The sequence below is a fragment of the Burkholderia sp. JPY481 genome (assembly GCF_038900515.1).
Lineage (GTDB): Bacteria > Pseudomonadota > Gammaproteobacteria > Burkholderiales > Burkholderiaceae > Paraburkholderia > Paraburkholderia youngii.
In genome coordinates, this window is sequence record NZ_JAYMRT010000048.1 from 1 (window position 1) to 15,852 (window position 15,852).

13 protein-coding genes and 5 pseudogenes are annotated in these 15,852 nt (G+C 58.2%); 13 read left to right on the top strand and 5 right to left on the bottom strand.

Annotation, left to right across the window (positions count from 1 at the left end; all coding sequences use genetic code 11):
- From VSR82_RS38410 to VSR82_RS38420, 3 genes and pseudogenes are all read left to right on the top strand, one after another.
- The coding region (locus tag VSR82_RS38410; RefSeq protein ID WP_410853470.1) for an IS3 family transposase at nucleotides 1-129 on the top strand (129 nt) is incomplete at its 5' end.
- A 76-nt stretch (nucleotides 130-205) separates the two neighbouring features.
- Nucleotides 206-460: pseudogene (locus tag VSR82_RS38415) on the top strand (integrase core domain-containing protein); the annotation flags it as partial.
- Nucleotides 461-1,120: 660 nt separating this feature from the next.
- Nucleotides 1,121-2,293 carry a porin gene (locus VSR82_RS38420; RefSeq protein ID WP_429327367.1) on the top strand — a complete coding sequence of 391 codons (1,173 nt, stop codon included), beginning with the start codon at nucleotides 1,121-1,123 and terminating at the stop codon, nucleotides 2,291-2,293.
- A gap of 178 nt (nucleotides 2,294-2,471) precedes the next feature.
- Here the strand turns inward: VSR82_RS38420 and xdhA are convergent.
- Nucleotides 2,472-3,521 (bottom strand): annotated as a pseudogene (gene xdhA, locus VSR82_RS38425) (xanthine dehydrogenase small subunit); the annotation flags it as partial.
- Nucleotides 3,522-3,564: 43 nt separating this feature from the next.
- A pseudogene (locus VSR82_RS38430) lies at nucleotides 3,565-4,015 on the bottom strand (DDE-type integrase/transposase/recombinase); the annotation flags it as partial.
- A 349-nt stretch (nucleotides 4,016-4,364) separates the two neighbouring features.
- Between VSR82_RS38430 and VSR82_RS38435 the strand changes: the two are divergent.
- Nucleotides 4,365-4,552, top strand: a pseudogene (locus VSR82_RS38435) (IS6 family transposase); the annotation flags it as partial.
- Nucleotides 4,553-4,629: 77 nt separating this feature from the next.
- Here VSR82_RS38435 and VSR82_RS38440 read toward each other — a convergent pair.
- Nucleotides 4,630-5,281, bottom strand: a pseudogene (locus VSR82_RS38440) (IS3 family transposase); the annotation flags it as partial.
- A gap of 41 nt (nucleotides 5,282-5,322) precedes the next feature.
- Between VSR82_RS38440 and VSR82_RS38445 the strand changes: the two are divergent.
- The 3 genes from VSR82_RS38445 to VSR82_RS38455 are packed head-to-tail and all read left to right on the top strand — an operon-like array spanning nucleotide 5,323 to nucleotide 6,286.
- Complete coding sequence (locus tag VSR82_RS38445; RefSeq protein WP_410853183.1) at nucleotides 5,323-5,463, top strand: hypothetical protein; 141 nt, start codon at nucleotides 5,323-5,325, stop codon at nucleotides 5,461-5,463.
- 26 nt (nucleotides 5,464-5,489) lie between these two features.
- Nucleotides 5,490-5,771, top strand: a complete 282-nt coding sequence (locus VSR82_RS38450) for an IS110 family transposase (RefSeq protein WP_498858771.1) — start codon at nucleotides 5,490-5,492, stop codon at nucleotides 5,769-5,771.
- Between the two features lie 8 nt (nucleotides 5,772-5,779).
- Nucleotides 5,780-6,286: an IS110 family RNA-guided transposase gene (locus VSR82_RS38455; RefSeq protein ID WP_498858772.1), complete on the top strand. Its 507-nt coding sequence runs from the start codon at nucleotides 5,780-5,782 to the stop codon at nucleotides 6,284-6,286.
- Between the two features lie 427 nt (nucleotides 6,287-6,713).
- Here the strand turns inward: VSR82_RS38455 and VSR82_RS38460 are convergent, their stop codons facing one another.
- The gene (locus VSR82_RS38460; RefSeq protein ID WP_498858773.1) at nucleotides 6,714-6,998 is read right to left on the bottom strand and encodes a transposase; all 285 of its coding nucleotides are present in this window, start codon (nucleotides 6,996-6,998) and stop codon (nucleotides 6,714-6,716) included.
- Nucleotides 6,982-7,305, bottom strand: coding sequence for a hypothetical protein (locus tag VSR82_RS38465; protein ID WP_410853317.1), 324 nt, complete (start codon nucleotides 7,303-7,305; stop codon nucleotides 6,982-6,984). Before VSR82_RS38465 ends, VSR82_RS38460 begins: the two co-directional genes overlap by 17 nt.
- A gap of 742 nt (nucleotides 7,306-8,047) precedes the next feature.
- Here VSR82_RS38465 and VSR82_RS38470 point away from each other — a divergent pair.
- From VSR82_RS38470 to VSR82_RS38495, 6 genes are all read left to right on the top strand, one after another.
- Nucleotides 8,048-8,251 carry a hypothetical protein gene (locus tag VSR82_RS38470; RefSeq protein WP_152854895.1) on the top strand — a complete coding sequence of 68 codons (204 nt, stop codon included), beginning with the start codon at nucleotides 8,048-8,050 and terminating at the stop codon, nucleotides 8,249-8,251.
- A 117-nt stretch (nucleotides 8,252-8,368) separates the two neighbouring features.
- Nucleotides 8,369-8,590, top strand: a complete 222-nt coding sequence (locus VSR82_RS38475; RefSeq protein WP_018436596.1) for a hypothetical protein — start codon at nucleotides 8,369-8,371, stop codon at nucleotides 8,588-8,590.
- A 414-nt stretch (nucleotides 8,591-9,004) separates the two neighbouring features.
- Complete coding sequence (locus VSR82_RS38480) at nucleotides 9,005-10,000, top strand: radical SAM/SPASM domain-containing protein (protein WP_498858774.1); 996 nt, start codon at nucleotides 9,005-9,007, stop codon at nucleotides 9,998-10,000.
- 2 nt (nucleotides 10,001-10,002) lie between these two features.
- Nucleotides 10,003-11,859, top strand: coding sequence for a RiPP maturation radical SAM C-methyltransferase (locus tag VSR82_RS38485; RefSeq protein WP_410853157.1), 1,857 nt, complete (start codon nucleotides 10,003-10,005; stop codon nucleotides 11,857-11,859).
- 33 nt (nucleotides 11,860-11,892) lie between these two features.
- Nucleotides 11,893-13,065: a radical SAM protein gene (locus VSR82_RS38490; RefSeq protein ID WP_498858775.1), complete on the top strand. Its 1,173-nt coding sequence runs from the start codon at nucleotides 11,893-11,895 to the stop codon at nucleotides 13,063-13,065.
- Complete coding sequence (locus tag VSR82_RS38495; RefSeq protein WP_498858776.1) at nucleotides 13,062-14,474, top strand: hypothetical protein; 1,413 nt, start codon at nucleotides 13,062-13,064, stop codon at nucleotides 14,472-14,474. The genes VSR82_RS38490 and VSR82_RS38495 overlap by 4 nt, the downstream gene beginning before the upstream one ends.
- Nucleotides 14,475-15,852 lie beyond the last annotated feature (1,378 nt).

Sequence of the window (15,852 nt, forward strand, 5' to 3'; positions counted from 1 at the left end):
GGCACGCGGTATCGCACGCATCGCGACGCCGTTGCGGACTTGTTCGAATACATCGAAGTGTTTTATAACCGCAGTCGTCGTCATTCATCGCTCGGCTTCACGTCGCCAACTCAGTTCATGCAAGACTAGCTTGCGGCTCAGCGGACAAAGGATACGGCTGCATAACCCCGGACCTCTGGAAGGCGAAAAACCGAGGGAAGCTCACTTCGCTTTTGGTATTGGCCTGAAGCCATTGACCACACCAGTGTGCAGCCCGCAGAGTAATGGTATGGCAGAAAGCTTCGTGAAGACGATGAAGCGTGACTACGTGGCGTTCATGCCCACGCCGGACGCCGCGACCGCAGCGCGCAATCTCGCCATCGCGATTGAGCATTACAACGAGCAGCATCGTCATAGCGCGCTGAAGTACCGCTCGCCACGCGAGTTCAGGCGCAGGGCCGATTCATCAACTCAAGTGTGAGGCTGTGTCCAGAAGTACAGGGGCAAATCCAACCTCAGAACCTCTGCAAACTTCCGTTTAGTGGGTTGGGGGCGGGTGCACATCCAACGAATAAGCGCTCTCTCTCCTTATTCTACTGTCCGAATTCCCGTCTCTGCCGCCTCTTTAGCACGCGGTTTTCTGTCGCGTCGAGGTCAATTGTATGGTACCGAGCGAATGCTGACAACAAAACGGCGACTTTCATACATGGGCGGTCCCACTAAAGCATTCTTTGGGAATTCCAATATGTCAGCGGTAAGCGATCCCGCAGTGATGTGTGAGTTGTCCATCCGTTCGAATTAGTGCTCTTTCAAGACGTGTTCGTCGCTTGGCTGTGCGGGCGGGTTTGGCCGCTGAGAGAGAAATGGCCAGGCATAACCTATGCTTTGAATTCCCAAAGTCATCAGTTTGAAGCGACACTGCGCTCTCGTTCGAGGGCGCCTCCTCCGCCATACGACAGCGTGCTGCGCGAGGACCTGACACTGCGCGGGTAGCGGGCCCGCGTCACTGTAGTCTTTATGCAAAGGTAATGCATTGAATCGAGTCTAAGAGTCACCTCGCGCCCCTTCGATGCAGATGAAGGGCAGCCGAGTTAAGTAAAGAGGGAGTTATATATAAAGATGATTGACAGGACAACGGGTGATGCATAGTGAGTTGATAAAGTTGGGGATCTGTATAGCTTCAGTTGGAATGTGTTCATTTGCTAACGCACAAGGTAGTGTGGCCATTTACGGGGTCCTCGACGAAGGAATCATGTATCAAAGCAACGCTGGTGGCGGACAGAGATTGTCGCTTGATTCGCTTGCCGGCCTCATGGGAAGTCGATGGGGGGTGACCGGAGTCGAGGACCTCGGCGGAACTTTACACGCGATTTTCACCCTTGAATCGGGTGTGAACTTAAACAACGGTCTGGCTGCTCAAGGCGGGCTGCTGTTTGGTCGTCAGGCATTCGTCGGCCTGACAAGGGACAACTGGGGCGGCCTGACATTTGGACGTCAGTATGACATGATCTTCTACTTCCCCGAGCCACTCACGGCCGCAGCGCTCGTGGGAGGTGCGCCGGCCGGGCACCCAAGCGATGTAGACAATGCGTGCAACACGGTTCGAGTGAATAAGTCGGTACGATACATGAGTCCTGAAATCCGCAGTGCGACTTTCGGGGTGGAGTATAGCTTAGGTGGTGATCCCGGAAGTTTCACAACTGCCAGCGGCTATTCGGTAGGTGCCGGCTACGCAAACGCGCCATTAAAAGTGGGGGTGGCATTCGAGTATTTTAAACACCCCACTGCAGCGCCAGGCACAGGTTTTTTTACTGCCTATGGGAACGGGTTTTCACCTCTACAGGGCGGCCTCAACAGGGGATATGCTTCTGCCGAAACATACCAGTCCGCAGTCGTAGGGGCCAATTACACGATCGGCCCAGTCATCCTGGCGGCTTCGTTCTCCAATGTTCAATACGCAAATCTCGGCGCGTCGCTTCAAGACGGAACGGCGATATTCAACAACTACGACGTTGGAATACTGTATCGTTGTAACCCATCTTGGACTGTCGCTGCATCATATGCCTACTTGTACTCGGATGGCGTTCAAGACGCCGCGGGACACAAAATCGGAAACCAGCATTTCAACCAGGTAGCGATTGCAACCGACTATTTCCTGTCCAAACGCACCGATGTGTATTTCGGAATTGGTTGGCAGCAAGCATCGGGAACATCGTCTCTCGGTACCCCCGCTGTTGCCAACATCACCAATACGAACGATTCATCCAATAAGTGCCAGGTCCTTGCTCGCGCGGCCATCCGTCACAAATTCTGATTTGTAGTAAGAGCGTCCGAATCAAGACATGCGAACAGAGCGACACGGCGGAAATTGAGATCTCGTTATCCTGGAGTAAGGCGCGCCGGTGCAAATATCGAGGAGGAAAATTGGTTAGGGAACCGGTCTGAACGAATTGAGAACCGACAATTTTTTAGCCCTGTGCGGCGCGGGCGCCGAGCGGCAGCGTGCGGGTCGTGCGATCGGGGCGCAGTTCGACCTCGGCGCCGAGCGCGAGTAGTGCCGGCATCGAATCGCCGATCGGCGAGCCGTTCGCGACGTTGCCGCCGAGCGTGCCCGCATTGCGGATCGGCAGCGATGCGAAGCGCGTCCATAGTTCGGCGAGCTCGGGGTAGTCGGCGGTGAGTGCCGCGTACGCGTCTTCGAGCGAGACCGCCGCGCCGATGGTCAGCGTTTGCGCGTCGCGCGCGATGGTTTTCAACTCGGCGAAGTTGCCGATGTACAGCAGGTCGCCGAGATCGCGAAACTGCTTGGTGACCCACAAGCCGACGTCGGTGCTGCCCGCGACGATGCGCGCGTCCGGATGCTGGGCGCGCAGCGTCGCGAACGCGTCGAGCGTAAGCGGGGCGTGGAAGTTGGGTGAGCCGAACGCGGCGCCACGGGTGTCGGGGGCGCTGTATTCGAACGTGTCTTTGCGCTGCAGTGTGCGCAGCGTGGTCGCGATCGCATCGCGATCGAGCGAGACGCGCGGATGCTGCGGGTAGTCGAACATCTTCTGCGCCGCATCGATGATCGGCCGGTAGCCGGTGCTGCGGCAGAGATTGCCGGACAGCGCGGCGTCGATTTCGTCACGGGTCGGCAGGCCGGCGCTGGCGGGCTGGTTTTCGTAGAGCGCCCACATCGACATCACGAAGCCGGGCGTGCAGAAGCCGCATTGCGAACCGTGACAGTCGACCAGCGCCTGCTGCACCGGATGCAGCGCGCCGTTCGCGGCGCGCAGGTCTTCGACGGTGAAGAGGGCGCGGCCGTCGAGCGTCGGCAGGAACTGGATGCAGGCGTTGACCGCCTTCAGCGTAAGCTCGCCGCGCGCGTCGAGTTCGCCGATCACGACTGTGCACGCGCCGCAGTCGCCCTCCGCGTAGCCTTCCTTGGTGCCGGTGCAGCGCAGATCCTCGCGCAGGTACTGCTGCACGGTGCGCGTCTCCGGCACGCCCGCGACCTCGCGGACGGACCCCTGGTGATAGAAGCGGATGGTTTGCATTGTCATGGCGAATCGGAAGACAGTGCGGACCGGGCGCGCTTTACGCAGGGTCTGCACGGTTGTTCACCCGGGCCGCAGTCTTGACGCACATATTTGATGCCCGCCAGTATTGGGAATGTCGGCTCTGGCTGCCGGCTAGCTCCCAAGCTGATCGGTGTTGAGCGCGCGGCACGGGGCTAGAACAAAGCACGTGGCTGAAGAACCGCTTGGCAGCGCCTTAGTCCCGCCGTTTCTGCCGCAGGTAGTCGAGTTCGGCCCCTGTTCATCAACGGCACGCCGTCGCAGGTAAGCTCACGGCACAACGACACAAATAGCTCGTCCAGATGCCGTGGTGCTGGATGTGCGGCGAGCTGCCTTTACCCACCGTTCAAAGCTTGCGCTAAATTTGTCGCGCCAGTGTCGAATTGCTCAAGGTCGCGCAGACTCAGCTGAACCCGGTGGTGCCCAACGCACGGCACAACTGATGGCATCGTGGGGAAGCGGTCGCCACGATAAAGCGATCAGATAACTGCATTGCCTGATGCTACCGGACTCAGTCAGCAACGTGACAATGCTCTTTGTCGCGATTGCGCAGCGACCGGGCTGTTCCAAGCCTGTCTCGAAGCACCTTCCGGACCATGTGGGGGCCCAAACGCTCGGAACCGCAGAGCACAGGCATAATGACGCATTGGCCCGCAGTTGCGTCGCGCACTTGTGTCGGCTATCGAACAATGACGTGGTGTTCCTTACAAGTCGCGCATGTTTAGACATCCGCACGGAACCGGCGACTGCGATCGAGCGAATTCGTAGGTTCAGTCGCATTGGCGAGGTCGGGTAGAATCGCTCGAATCGGAACGTACGACACACACGATGGCAAAGACGAAGACGACGCGCAAGGCGTGCCCGGCGGTCTCGGCAAAGTGCTCAAGCGGCTGCATCATCCGCTGGATGTGATCCTGCTTTGCGTGCGCTGGCACGTGGCGTACTCGCTGAGCCTGCGCAACGTCGAAGAGATGATGGCCGAACACGGACTCGAGGTTCCTCATTTGAGCGCGCATCTGGATTATCAGGTTCGCGTGTCGGCAAAATGCCGCCCGCCGCGTGAATGGACCCCACCAAGTTGGACGGTAAGTTTCTAGGCCGCCAGAAGCTGAGTCCTGTATTGCACGGGACTCAGCCCATTGAGTTTGAGCTTGATGCGCTCGTGGTTATAGTAGTGAATGTATCGCCGCAGTCCGGCCTGCAGCTGTTTGATACTGTCGAATCGGGTCAGGCGGAAGAACTCGGATTTTAGCGTGCCAAAGAAGCTTTCCATTGCGGCATTATCCAGGCAGTTTCCTCTGCGTGACATGCTTTGCCGTAGCCGATTCGCGCTCAGCATTCGCCGCCAGGCAGACATCTGGTACTGCCAGCCCATCTGAATGCAACAACGGCTTGTCCCGGGTACCCAACTGCGTGACGGCCTTCTTCAGCATGTTGCTGACCAGCTCGAAGCATGGCCGACGAGCCGTCTGCCACGCCACGATTTCACCGTTGTACAGGTCCATCACAGGCGACAGGTAAAGCTTCTCGCCGTTGACATTAAATTCCGTCACGTCGGTTACCCATTTCTGATCAGGCCTGCGTGCCTCGAACTCGCGATTTAGCAGGTTCGGTGCAACGCGTCCAACTTCGCCGCGCCAGGAGCGGTAGCGCTTTGGGCGCACCAGTGATTTCAGCTGCAATTCACCCATCAGCCGCTGCACGGTCTTGTGATTGACGATCCGACCGGCGTTCCGGATAGCTGCATAATCAGGGCTGACACGTACGGCTTCCGAGGAGGTGTGTCATGAATCAGCGCGTTACATCCGCCGTGGCCAGAATGGGTATCGACATTGGTAAATCGGCATTCCACGTAGTCGGTCTCGACGCCGCTGGCAAGCCGGCTTTCAGGGGCGCTTCACGCCTGAGCGCCTCATTGAATTCCTGACGCGCGCGTCCCCGACCATCGTTGGAATGGAGGCTTGCCCCGGCAGTAACTGGCTAGCAAGGAAAGCCGCCGCTGCAGGACATGAGGTCCGCATTGTTCCTGCACAGTTCGTCAAGCCATTCGTCAAGTCGAACAAGACTGATCTAGTCGACGCAGAAGCCATTGCTGAAGCGATTTCGCGTCCCACCAAGCGATTCGCGCTGCCAAAGACCGACCCACAGCTCGACTTACAGGCGCTGCACCGGGTGCGGCAACGGCTCGTCTATGCGACATGCCGTCGGTTCTCTCAGACGACCAGAATGGACTGACGCCAGCAATGCGCAGTTTGCTCGAACAGTTGTGGCAGGAATACCGTGCCATTGAGGCGCGCCTGCTTCTGCTTCGGCGCCAGATCGAATCTATTGCGAGCGCCGACGATGCAGCCACCCGATTGACATCTGTGCCTGGCATCGGCCAGTTGACAGCGACGGCTATCACCGCGTTTGCGGGCACCGGAACGCAATTCAAGTCCGGTCGCCATCTCGCGGCATGGCTGGGGCTCGTGCCCCGGGAATTCTCCACAGGCGGCAAACAGCGCCTACTTGGTATCACCAAACGTGGAAACTCATATTTGCGCAAGCTGCTGGTGCATGGTGCTCGCACCTGTGTTCTGCATCTGGATCGAACCAAAGATCATCTCGGTGTCTGGCTGAATCAGATGGAAGCGAAAGGAATACACCGCAACAAGCTTATCGTGGCGCTGGCCAAAAAACTCGCGCGCATTGCGTGGGCTGTCCTCACACGACACGGCTCTCTGTATCTGCGACAACCGCAACAGCAATAGGAGACTTTGCGCCCCCTTCCAAGTTTGCTTGCCCGCACCTGATGACGAAACAGCGCAACGGCGCTCGGTAAACCCGGCTCAAAAAAACCGGCCTTTGAGGCCGACGAGCTTATTGGGAACCGGGCGTGCATATCCCATCATGGCCTTGCCGTCAAAAGCGGCTGACTCGCGAGAGGCCGGATACATTTACGCAAACTGCTTCGTTTGAAAGTGCCTGCTCGCAAAGCCGGGGCGGACCATACATTTTTTCGGTACGCCGCCTCCGCGCGCAGATACGCGAGCTCCTTGAGTAGTTCTTCGCGTGATCGCGCATCGGTAGGTTTCTCTTCAACAGGCAGGTCAGGCCGGGTCTCGGGCATTTTTTTGGACGCCCTCGTCGGCGGGGCATCAGAGCATCTATACCGCCCTCATCATACAGGCGGGCCCATTACGAGACCCTGGCGGGATCGCGGATATCGTACAGAGCAGTGACTTCGCGCAGGGAAAGCCCGTCACGCGACATGCGCCTGAGCACCTTCAGCCTGAAGTGAACGCCGTATTGGCTGCGCTTAGGGCAAAGAGCTGCGTAGCCGTGCAAACGATAGGCATCAACCCAGCGGCGAAGCATCGAGTAGTCGATCCCGTGGCGGGCTGCCAGTACTGGCAGCCCAATTCCCCCGCGCAAATACGTTTTAATTAACGTCAGTTTGAACCGCTTATGGTGCTTCGCCATGAAAAACACCCAAAAGGTTGGATCCGTGTCCAACTTTTGGGGTGCAGTTCAGGGTGCGGGCCTCCATCTGTAACTGTTGTGCACGCGCCAGTCGATTAAGAGTCGCTAAAGCAACTTGGACATCAAGCCATGGACACCAGATCTTGGCCATCATTCCTCGAGATTGCGCAGGCCAAACGAATAAACCACATACCAGCGTACGCACAGCAGGATCGTCCAGCGGATAGTGCAGTCGCTTGAGAACCTTGCCGATGCCCGGCGGCAAAGCCTTGCGCGGTGTTTTCGTCCCATGCCGTTCGTCATTCACGATCGAAAACCAATCTTACTCCGATCGCGTTAGTGCGACAAAATCCTCGACAGAGCCTCATTTCGCCACCAGGCGGTGAACAGCAGGTTGATGTCGCTTAATATTGTTCGATGTACGACAAGGTTGAGACATTTGCGACAGGCGATTCCACCGATTAGTCGTATTACCTCGCTTTCCGTCTGGCGCGGCTATTGCTCGTCAGTTGCAGACGTCCAACTCACCGGAGGTTGAGGATGCGAGTATGCAGTTTTTCGATTTGAGAATTGTTGCTCTGCTCTCAAATTCCAGTGCCATAAGACGGACGTGGGACGACGTTTTGCGCGTGCCAATGTAAGGGGCTGGGGGTGTTTCGGTTCATCGTGATGTTTCAATGTTTTCTTAGACTTCCAGGAGCAGACGAATGGGTGAACAGGGCGTGGTATTACCCCTCAATGAAGATCAAGTCTGGCAGATTCACTCGATGATCGGACAGCACGTGGCTTCTATGAGAGTTGTCGCTGATTTTCGGGGAGGGCAGCGTAGTCAGGGACTGCACGGCGTGCAGAGACCGCAGGGGTTCCAACGTGTGCAGGGCTTCGGGCACCAGGGCTTCCGGGGTGCGCACTGAGCGAGCGCTAAAACGTTGATTAATTTAGCGACACGCAGTCGGCGGCAAGGTCGCTACGTGTGGAGTACTCTGCACAATGGGAAGTGCAAATGCCGCCCAACCAGGAAATGTTCATTCGACCATGAGGACATGAGAATGAGTAATGATATGGCTATTAGCATCGATGGAATGCAAGGCAACGATTCCTCGTCTGAGTCCGCGCAAGCAAAACAAGCGAAGGCGTTTCTGGCTCAGCACGGCGTCCAGATCACCGACAAAGTCGCTGCCCCCCTTCGTAGTAAGCCGTTTGGAGGCGGTGGCAAGCTGCGGCAGTCCGTGCTCATTCATATCGATGTCTGAGTGAAAATCGATACTGCGTTTCAATTTCACGCGCAGCGTCTTTCCATCGGTACGCGCATTCGATCGCCTGCGAACTCGAACCGGTAAAGCGCAGGCTAAACCATGAGGAATGAAAAAATGACCAATGACGTGATCGTCGATCTCGAAAAGGCCCAACTGGCAGCCAAATCGTTAAAAGCGAATCCACCGTCCGCTTCTGCGATTTCGGTGGACCCCAAGGCCTATCTGGCGCAATGTGGAATCCAAATCAGCGACAAGGTCGAAGCAATGATTCGTTCGAAACCGGTCGCGGTCGCGAGCAAGCCGCGGCACGCCGCGATTATCCATATCGACGTCTAATCGAATAGCAGGAGCGGTACGGGGCAGTTTTCGAGCGCCGCTTGTTAGTCGAGGCTCTCGCCGATTCGCAACGAACTCGTCCATTGAACCAATGAAATTGCACCGGTCTAAAGTTGCATGCGCAAAATCAAATTCAGTGAAGGCGAGCGCGAAGAGCTGATGTCGATGCAGCGCAGCCTCACGATGGCCCTCGGCCTGGTGAGGCGTGCGCGGTTGATCTCGCCTGCGCGACGTGATTGTGCGTGGTTTATTCGATGGTACTAAGGAGTCTCGACAGAAAAGCTCATGAGATACACCCGTCAATACACCAAGTGGGTGATCCCGTTGAAATGGAAGTATTGTAATCCATCGCGGCGAATCCGAGTCAATTCGGCTGGTTCAGTGGAGTAGTTTCGTATATCCGCGAGAACGCCGATGAAGAACGATCCAGTCGCCCTTGTCATCAATGTCACATTGCGCTGTCCATTGAACTGCGCTCACTGCTGCTACTCGTCGGATATGGCAAAAAGAGGGCACTTGTCGCTCGATGATGTCAAAGCCGCGATTTCACAGGCTGCGGCCGCATACATTTTCGACGCGGTTCATTTCGTCGGCGGCGATCCGCTCCTGCATCCGGAGCTCGTTCGTGAGGCAATCGAGCACGCGGCCGGGCTAGGCCTGCGCACGGGCATCACCACGAGCGCGTTTTGGGCCAAATCCCGTGAGCGCGCGCAGGATGTGGTGTCAACGCTCAAGGCGGTGGGCCTCTCGGAGGTAACGCTCTCGTACGACGATGCCCATGCGCAATTCCTGAAGATCTCGCACATCGCTAACGCCGTCTCGGCAGCGATCGACACAGGGGTGAAAGCGAGAATTGCCGTGGTGATTGAGCCCGATTCAAAGATCACAGCCGAGTCGTTGCGCACTGCCCTAGCGCTTGACGATAGCGTTCAAATCTACGAAACGGCGATCAATTCGACGGGACGCGCCGCCGACATCGAGGCCGACCGGGCCGAACTGCGCAAGCGCTGGGAGTATGCCTATCGTGGACCGTGCACGTCGGTTCTCCGCAATTTTCAGGTCAACCCCGAAGGAAACGTGTATCCGTGCTGCGGTGTACTGCCTCATAGCGAAAGCATGGTCGTAGGGCACATTCGAGAGGGCGGCCTGAATCGCGCGATATGGCAAGCCGATGACGATGCGCTCCTTCAATGGATCGGCAGCGAGGGTCCCGTGGAAGTGCTCGTCCAGACAACCGCGGACGATCCGGTCCCGCTCGAACGGGAAGACTTCGACGGCGTATGCACGGCATGCGACCGCCTGTACTCGTCGATCCATTTGCTCTCGCAAGCCCGAGCGTTCGCCGAGCGGCGAGACAAACCGGTCAAACTCACGACGCAGCGTCGTCGAATAGCCACGGCGCGGGGATAACGATGGACGTCTTGCTATTATCGGCGCCGGTCGTGTCGGTAGTGCGCCCCTCCGCTGCGCTGGGCTTGCTGCAGGCGACTCTGAGACGCGCGGGCCTGAGTGCGTCGTCGCTCTACCTGAACCTCACATTCGCGCAGTGGATAGGACTCGATTTGAATGAGTGCCTTGCCGGCGGATTACCCAGTCACTTGCTGATCGGCGATTGGTTCTTCGCCGAAGCGCTCCGTACGGACCGGATTCGCCCTGTGGATCAAACGTACGAGCGTGAACGCCATAGTGCGCTCGACAAAGCAGGTATCGGCGATCTCGACGCACTGCGTGGCCAATACGCGCAGGCCTTCGTGCGTTTCGCGGCAGAGAAAATCATGGCGTCTCGGCCGCGCGTAGTGGGATTCACAACGATGTTCGAGCAGACGGCCGCTTCGCTCGCGATCGCCGCTGCCGTCAAGGCTTCGAGTCCGGACACCGTCGTCTGCTTCGGCGGAGCGAATTGTCATGGTCCAATGGGCACCGTGCTCCGCGAGCATTTCCCGCAAATCGACTACGTTTTCACCGGCGAGGCCGATCAAACGTTCGCACCGTTTGTCAAGGAACTTCTGCAACGAAACGCCGCTCGGCACGGCGCCGAATTTTCGCTCGCGCCGCGCAATGGCGTCGTCGCCACCAGTCCGACTCGGGATTTAGACGAACTGCCCGTTCCGGATTACAGCGATTACTTTGCCCAACTATCCGAGTTGGAGGAGCACTATAGGGTGCGCCCATCCATCCCGTTCGAATCGTCGAGAGGTTGCTGGTGGGGGCAAAAGCATCATTGCACCTTTTGCGGGTTGAACGGCGAGGGCATGACTTTCCGCGAGAAATCACCGAGCCGCTTACTCGACGAACTCGAAACGCTCGTTGTGCGGCATGCGATAGCGCGCATGGCAGCAACCGACAATATATTAAGCCCCAAGCATGTTGCGAACGTCCTCGAACCGATGGTAGGGGAGCATCGCGGGCTCAACTTGTTTTACGAGATTAAGTCCAACTTCGACGAAGAAAAGCTGAGGACCTTGGCACGCTCCGGAGTGACGTGGGTTCAACCGGGCATAGAGAACCTCTCGGATCCGATTCTCCGGCTGATGAGAAAAGGCGTGGATCGTTTGCTGAATGTCCGCTTGCTCAGAAATTGCCGCGAACTCGGCTTGGGCGTGATCTGGTCGATTCTGTACGGATTTCCGGAGGAGCCTTCCGAGGAATACGATGCCGCAGCCGAAATCGTACCGTTGCTCGAGCACTTGCAGCCCCCGGTCGCGTGCGGCCGCATCCGTCTCGATCGATTCAGCCCGAACTATGAACAAGCGGAGATGATCGGTTTTCGTTCGGTCCGTCCGTTCAGGTCCTATGCTGAGATCTATCAGATTCCCGATGAAGCGCTTTCGAACCTCGCTTATTTCTTCGACGGCGAGGCCCCCTCGTCTGCCACCGAACTGGATTTGGAAAAGCTGCGCACGGCAGTCAAGCGTTGGCGTGCGCGCTGGTTCGACGAGCCCGAGCCGCCTGTGTTGCGTGCGTTCCCGATAGACAGTGGCTACTTGATCGAAGATTCCCGCAGCGTAGCCTGCGAACCGTTTTATTTTGCCAACGAAGCTGAAGTAGCCGTGCTCGATTTATGCCGCTCGCCTCGCGTCGACAAAGACCTCGAAAAATTGGCGGCTCGTCTGTCGGACGGCGCGGTCGAGTCCGCGTTCGCATCGCTGCGTTCCCGAGGATACTTGCTGCAGCATGGGCGGCGCTCGCTGTCTCTACCCGCGATGGCCGGAAAGGAAGAAGTCGATGAGCAAGCACGCGCGGATTTTCCGTTCGGCTATCTCGCGTAGTGTTGCTTAGCGCCTGTCCATAGGAGGCCGACAATGACCGTGGAAGTAAGACCGCTGGGCGACAAATGCAACATCCAATGCAAGTACTGCTATCAGCAGGCCGCTCGCGAGAGCCAAACACGCAAACCTCAGTATGACGTCGACGCCGTCATCGGCAAGCTCGAAGAAATCGGCGTGCCGTTCAGTCTTTTCGGCGGCGAGGTCATGCTGACCAAGCGCTCCGATCTGCGACGCCTGCTCGAGTTCGGCTACGATCGTCACGGAACCGTCGGCATGCAGACGAACGGCACCTTGGTACGAGAAGCCGATCTCGCGCTTTTTTCCTCCTACTCGGTAAACGTCGGAGTATCGATCGACGGCCCTGGAGAAATGAACGATGAGCGCTGGGCCGGCACGTTGATCTCGACGCGGCGGGCGACGGCGATGACGGAGGCCGTCATCGAGCGGCTCTGCCGCGATGGTACGCCCCCGAGGGTCATCGTTACCTTGCATCGGCTCAACGCGGCGGGCGAACGGCTGACGCGGCTTTGCAAGTGGCTGCAGTTTCTTGATCGGCTGGGGGGCGAACGCGTGCGATTGCATTTGCTCGAACGAGACAACGCGGAACAGACCGCACACTTGCAAATGACTGTCGAAGAACAGTTGATTGCCATGCGGACGCTACGTGAACTGGAAGCATCGCTCGCGTCGATTCGTTTCGATGTCTTCAAGGAAATCGAGGCAATGTTGAGAGGCCACGATTCGGCCGCGGCGTGCGTATTCCATGCTTGCGACGCCTACTCGACACGCGCGGTCATTGGTGTGGAAGGCGACGGCACACCTTCCAATTGTGGACGAACGAACAAGGAAGGGATCGCCTATCTGCCGGCACGGCGTCGAGGCTTCGAACGGCAATTGGCGCTGTATGAAACGGCTCGATCGGACGGCGGCTGCGCAGGCTGCCGCTTCTTCTTGATGTGCAAAGGCAATTGTCCCGGCACCGCGATCGATGGGGACTGGCGCTTGCGATCGAGCGACTGCGCCGTCTGGTACGGACTGTTCGAAGATGCCGAGCGCGGGTTGGCGGCCGGCGGGAGGCCACCCCTGAGCGTTTCAGCGAGTCGAATACGCCTCGAATCAATGATGATCGACGCATGGTCCGTCGGGGAGGAGCCTTTGCTCGAAGATTTGCTGGACGATGTGCGCGACGAGGCGCCTCGATCATGAATGCATCCGCGATATCGCTGAACTGGCCGAGGCTGCTTGTTCCGCAAACGGAAATGGCTATGGATACGCATAGGCACCTGTCGGCCCACGCGCGGGCGCGTGTCAATTTCACAAGCCAAGAGGCGCAAGCCCGATGGGACGCCAGTTTCCAACGCTCCGCGCAAGCGACGCTGTCGACCGAGCTCGAAGCCGTTCGGCGCGGGATCGTGGGGGCGACGCTCGTTTGGGCGCCATTTGCGTCGCTGCAGGCGGTACTCGACCATGCGAAGCACGCGGACTTATTGGTATCGGTGCGCGAAACCGCACCGGACGCTCTACTGCACGTCCCGGTGATGCAGGACGGCACAGAATGCGACGCTCGCGAATTCGCTGTTTACTGTCTCCTGATCGAAGCAAATCGGAAAGATGGCCCACAGGAAACATCGCTCGATTCCATGTCTCCTTCACTATTGCTCGACCGGGGATTCCCAGCCTGTTGCGCGCAAGCGTGGTCGCAGGCACTGAACGCCGGCTGGCGCGATGCGATCGCGAAGACACTGGCGGAAAATGGACCGATATCCCCGCTGGCAGCACTGGCCACGCTAGGAATAGGACCACTGCGTCACGTGCCTTGCAGCCCCACCTGTACTGCGTCGAGCCACGCCGTATCGCACTTCTCCGATTTGGCAAAGGAAATCGGATTTGCGGGAGAGGCTTCGCTTTGGGAAACATGGAGCGACATGCCAACGCGCGCTACCGTCCGCTCGGGCATCGTCGAAGTCACGACACCCGAATGGCGCTTCGCTTACCGCGCACCGGGGCGAGTTGCACGGCAGGCGGTGGCCTTGGCCGGCCCCCGTAGGCGGTGGTATGCCTCGCCCGCGATCGCACAGTCCATACAGGAATGCTGCGACGGGCAATTCGCCGATGAATTTGCAAGGAGATCTCGTTGGAGCACGGTGGTTTGGGAACAATCATCGTTGCTTGCGCGAACCTCCGGCCCCGTTGTCCACCTCGATTGCGGAGAGGGTTTACTCCTTGAACTCGCCGCACTTATGCGGCCCTCGCGTGAGATAGCGGGAATCGACCCATCGCCCGCCCTCGTGTCGAACGCGCGCGAGCGACTGGGCAACAGCGCGGCGCTCGCGATAGGGGACTGGATCACGAAACCCGGCGCGCTGGTGCAATTTCGGGCACGGGCAGGGATGGTTCTGCTGGACCCTGAACGCCTGGCCGATACCTCGATCGAAAACCGGCAAGAGCTTTTTGCAGGGTTAGCCGCCATGCGAGCGGATGCCATCGTTATAGTCGCAACGGATCGTGCGCTCGCTCGTTTTTGCGATATCGACCACCTTGCTGCGGCCGCGGGACTCGGGGTCGATGCCGGGCATGCTCGGCGGGTCTCAGCAAGGGTCGTGGGATTCATATAGGCGGTACCGCTCCTCAGGCGGTCAGCGCTATGGGCGTTGAATGATCACCGCGGCAATTTCTGCTCTCCCTTTCGCGCGCGAGGCTTTCCGCGATTCCTGGCAACTGATCGGCGATCCGAAGCATATCGCCACGCTTCCAGGCGTTCATTGTCTTCGTCAGAATCGCAACTAACCGTCCATGCTCGCAACATGTTTCTCCATAAGCTCTTTCTTCATGCCTTCAGACGAGCACCGAGGCATCAAAGCACAGAAATATGAATGGCGCGCTCCCTTGAGTTTTGCCTTGGCGTGCACGATGCGCGATGGCCGCAGAAATCGTCGGGCTCCAAAGAGTCGCCATAAATGCGCAGGCATGTCACGCGGATTGTTGAATGCGTCACTATTGGAAACATCGACCGGCCGATGGCGCCGGGAGGCCTTCGGTTTTTGGTGGCAAGCAGCGCGCCGTACAGCGGGCGCGACTACCTGAGCGGATCTAGAAATAGATGCACGGGGAAAATTTCAAGGTGGGTAGCGCGAGTTTCCGCCCGTGGATTGCATGCTTTTCCTGTAGTCGACGAAACGGCAAACTACCATGGAATTGCGGCGAGACGATGCGACGCCTTGACGCCGACGAAAACGGTGCGAATTGAACCCACGCCCTGGGTGCTCTAACTCGAGCGGCTCCTCGATGGCCGGCGCCAACCGCGTCTGAGGCGTTGCTCTTGCCGACACATAAGCTACGAATCGTCGGTTTTGGATGGCGCGGCGAGGCCGTTTCGGGCTGCGTTTTTCTCTGCACGCACCCTCGGAGCACTGACAAAACTGACAGAAGGGAGGGGTGCCGGGTTTGCGGCGCGCGAGGGCTAATGTATCGCTGCAGAGCGATGCGTTTATGTGTGTCGCTCGTTCGATGTGGGTCCGCTTTAGCCATCTGGGAACTGCGCAAATCCCTCCAAATAGGTTTCCTACGCGTTCCGAGGAAACATAGTCGCTCGTTAGTCTCATGCAGTGCAACTGGGTGGTCATGCCGCATCAAAGGGTGCATCACTTTGACCATCCGCTTTGCAATGTGGCATCAACGGAATAGGCCGCGGCGTCGCGAGCATCCGATCCGATAGTGCGCGCGGTCGACGACGGCGCTGTTCGAAATAATCTTTCATCAGCCTGCAAGGGGGGCGCGTTTCACGACCCCTAGTGAAAATGACCCGAATCGTCGAGACCACCGATTCGATGGTTCGGGAGAAATCGGTTGGCGAGCCCCGCGGGTTAAGAGCCGCTAACACAAGTCATCAAGTGCGACGCGTGTCGCCGTCCGCCGGACGTAAATCGGCAATGTAGTGGATGGCAAAGCTCTTCTCTGCCTTGTCACATTCAACAACCTGAATATGGGAATTTG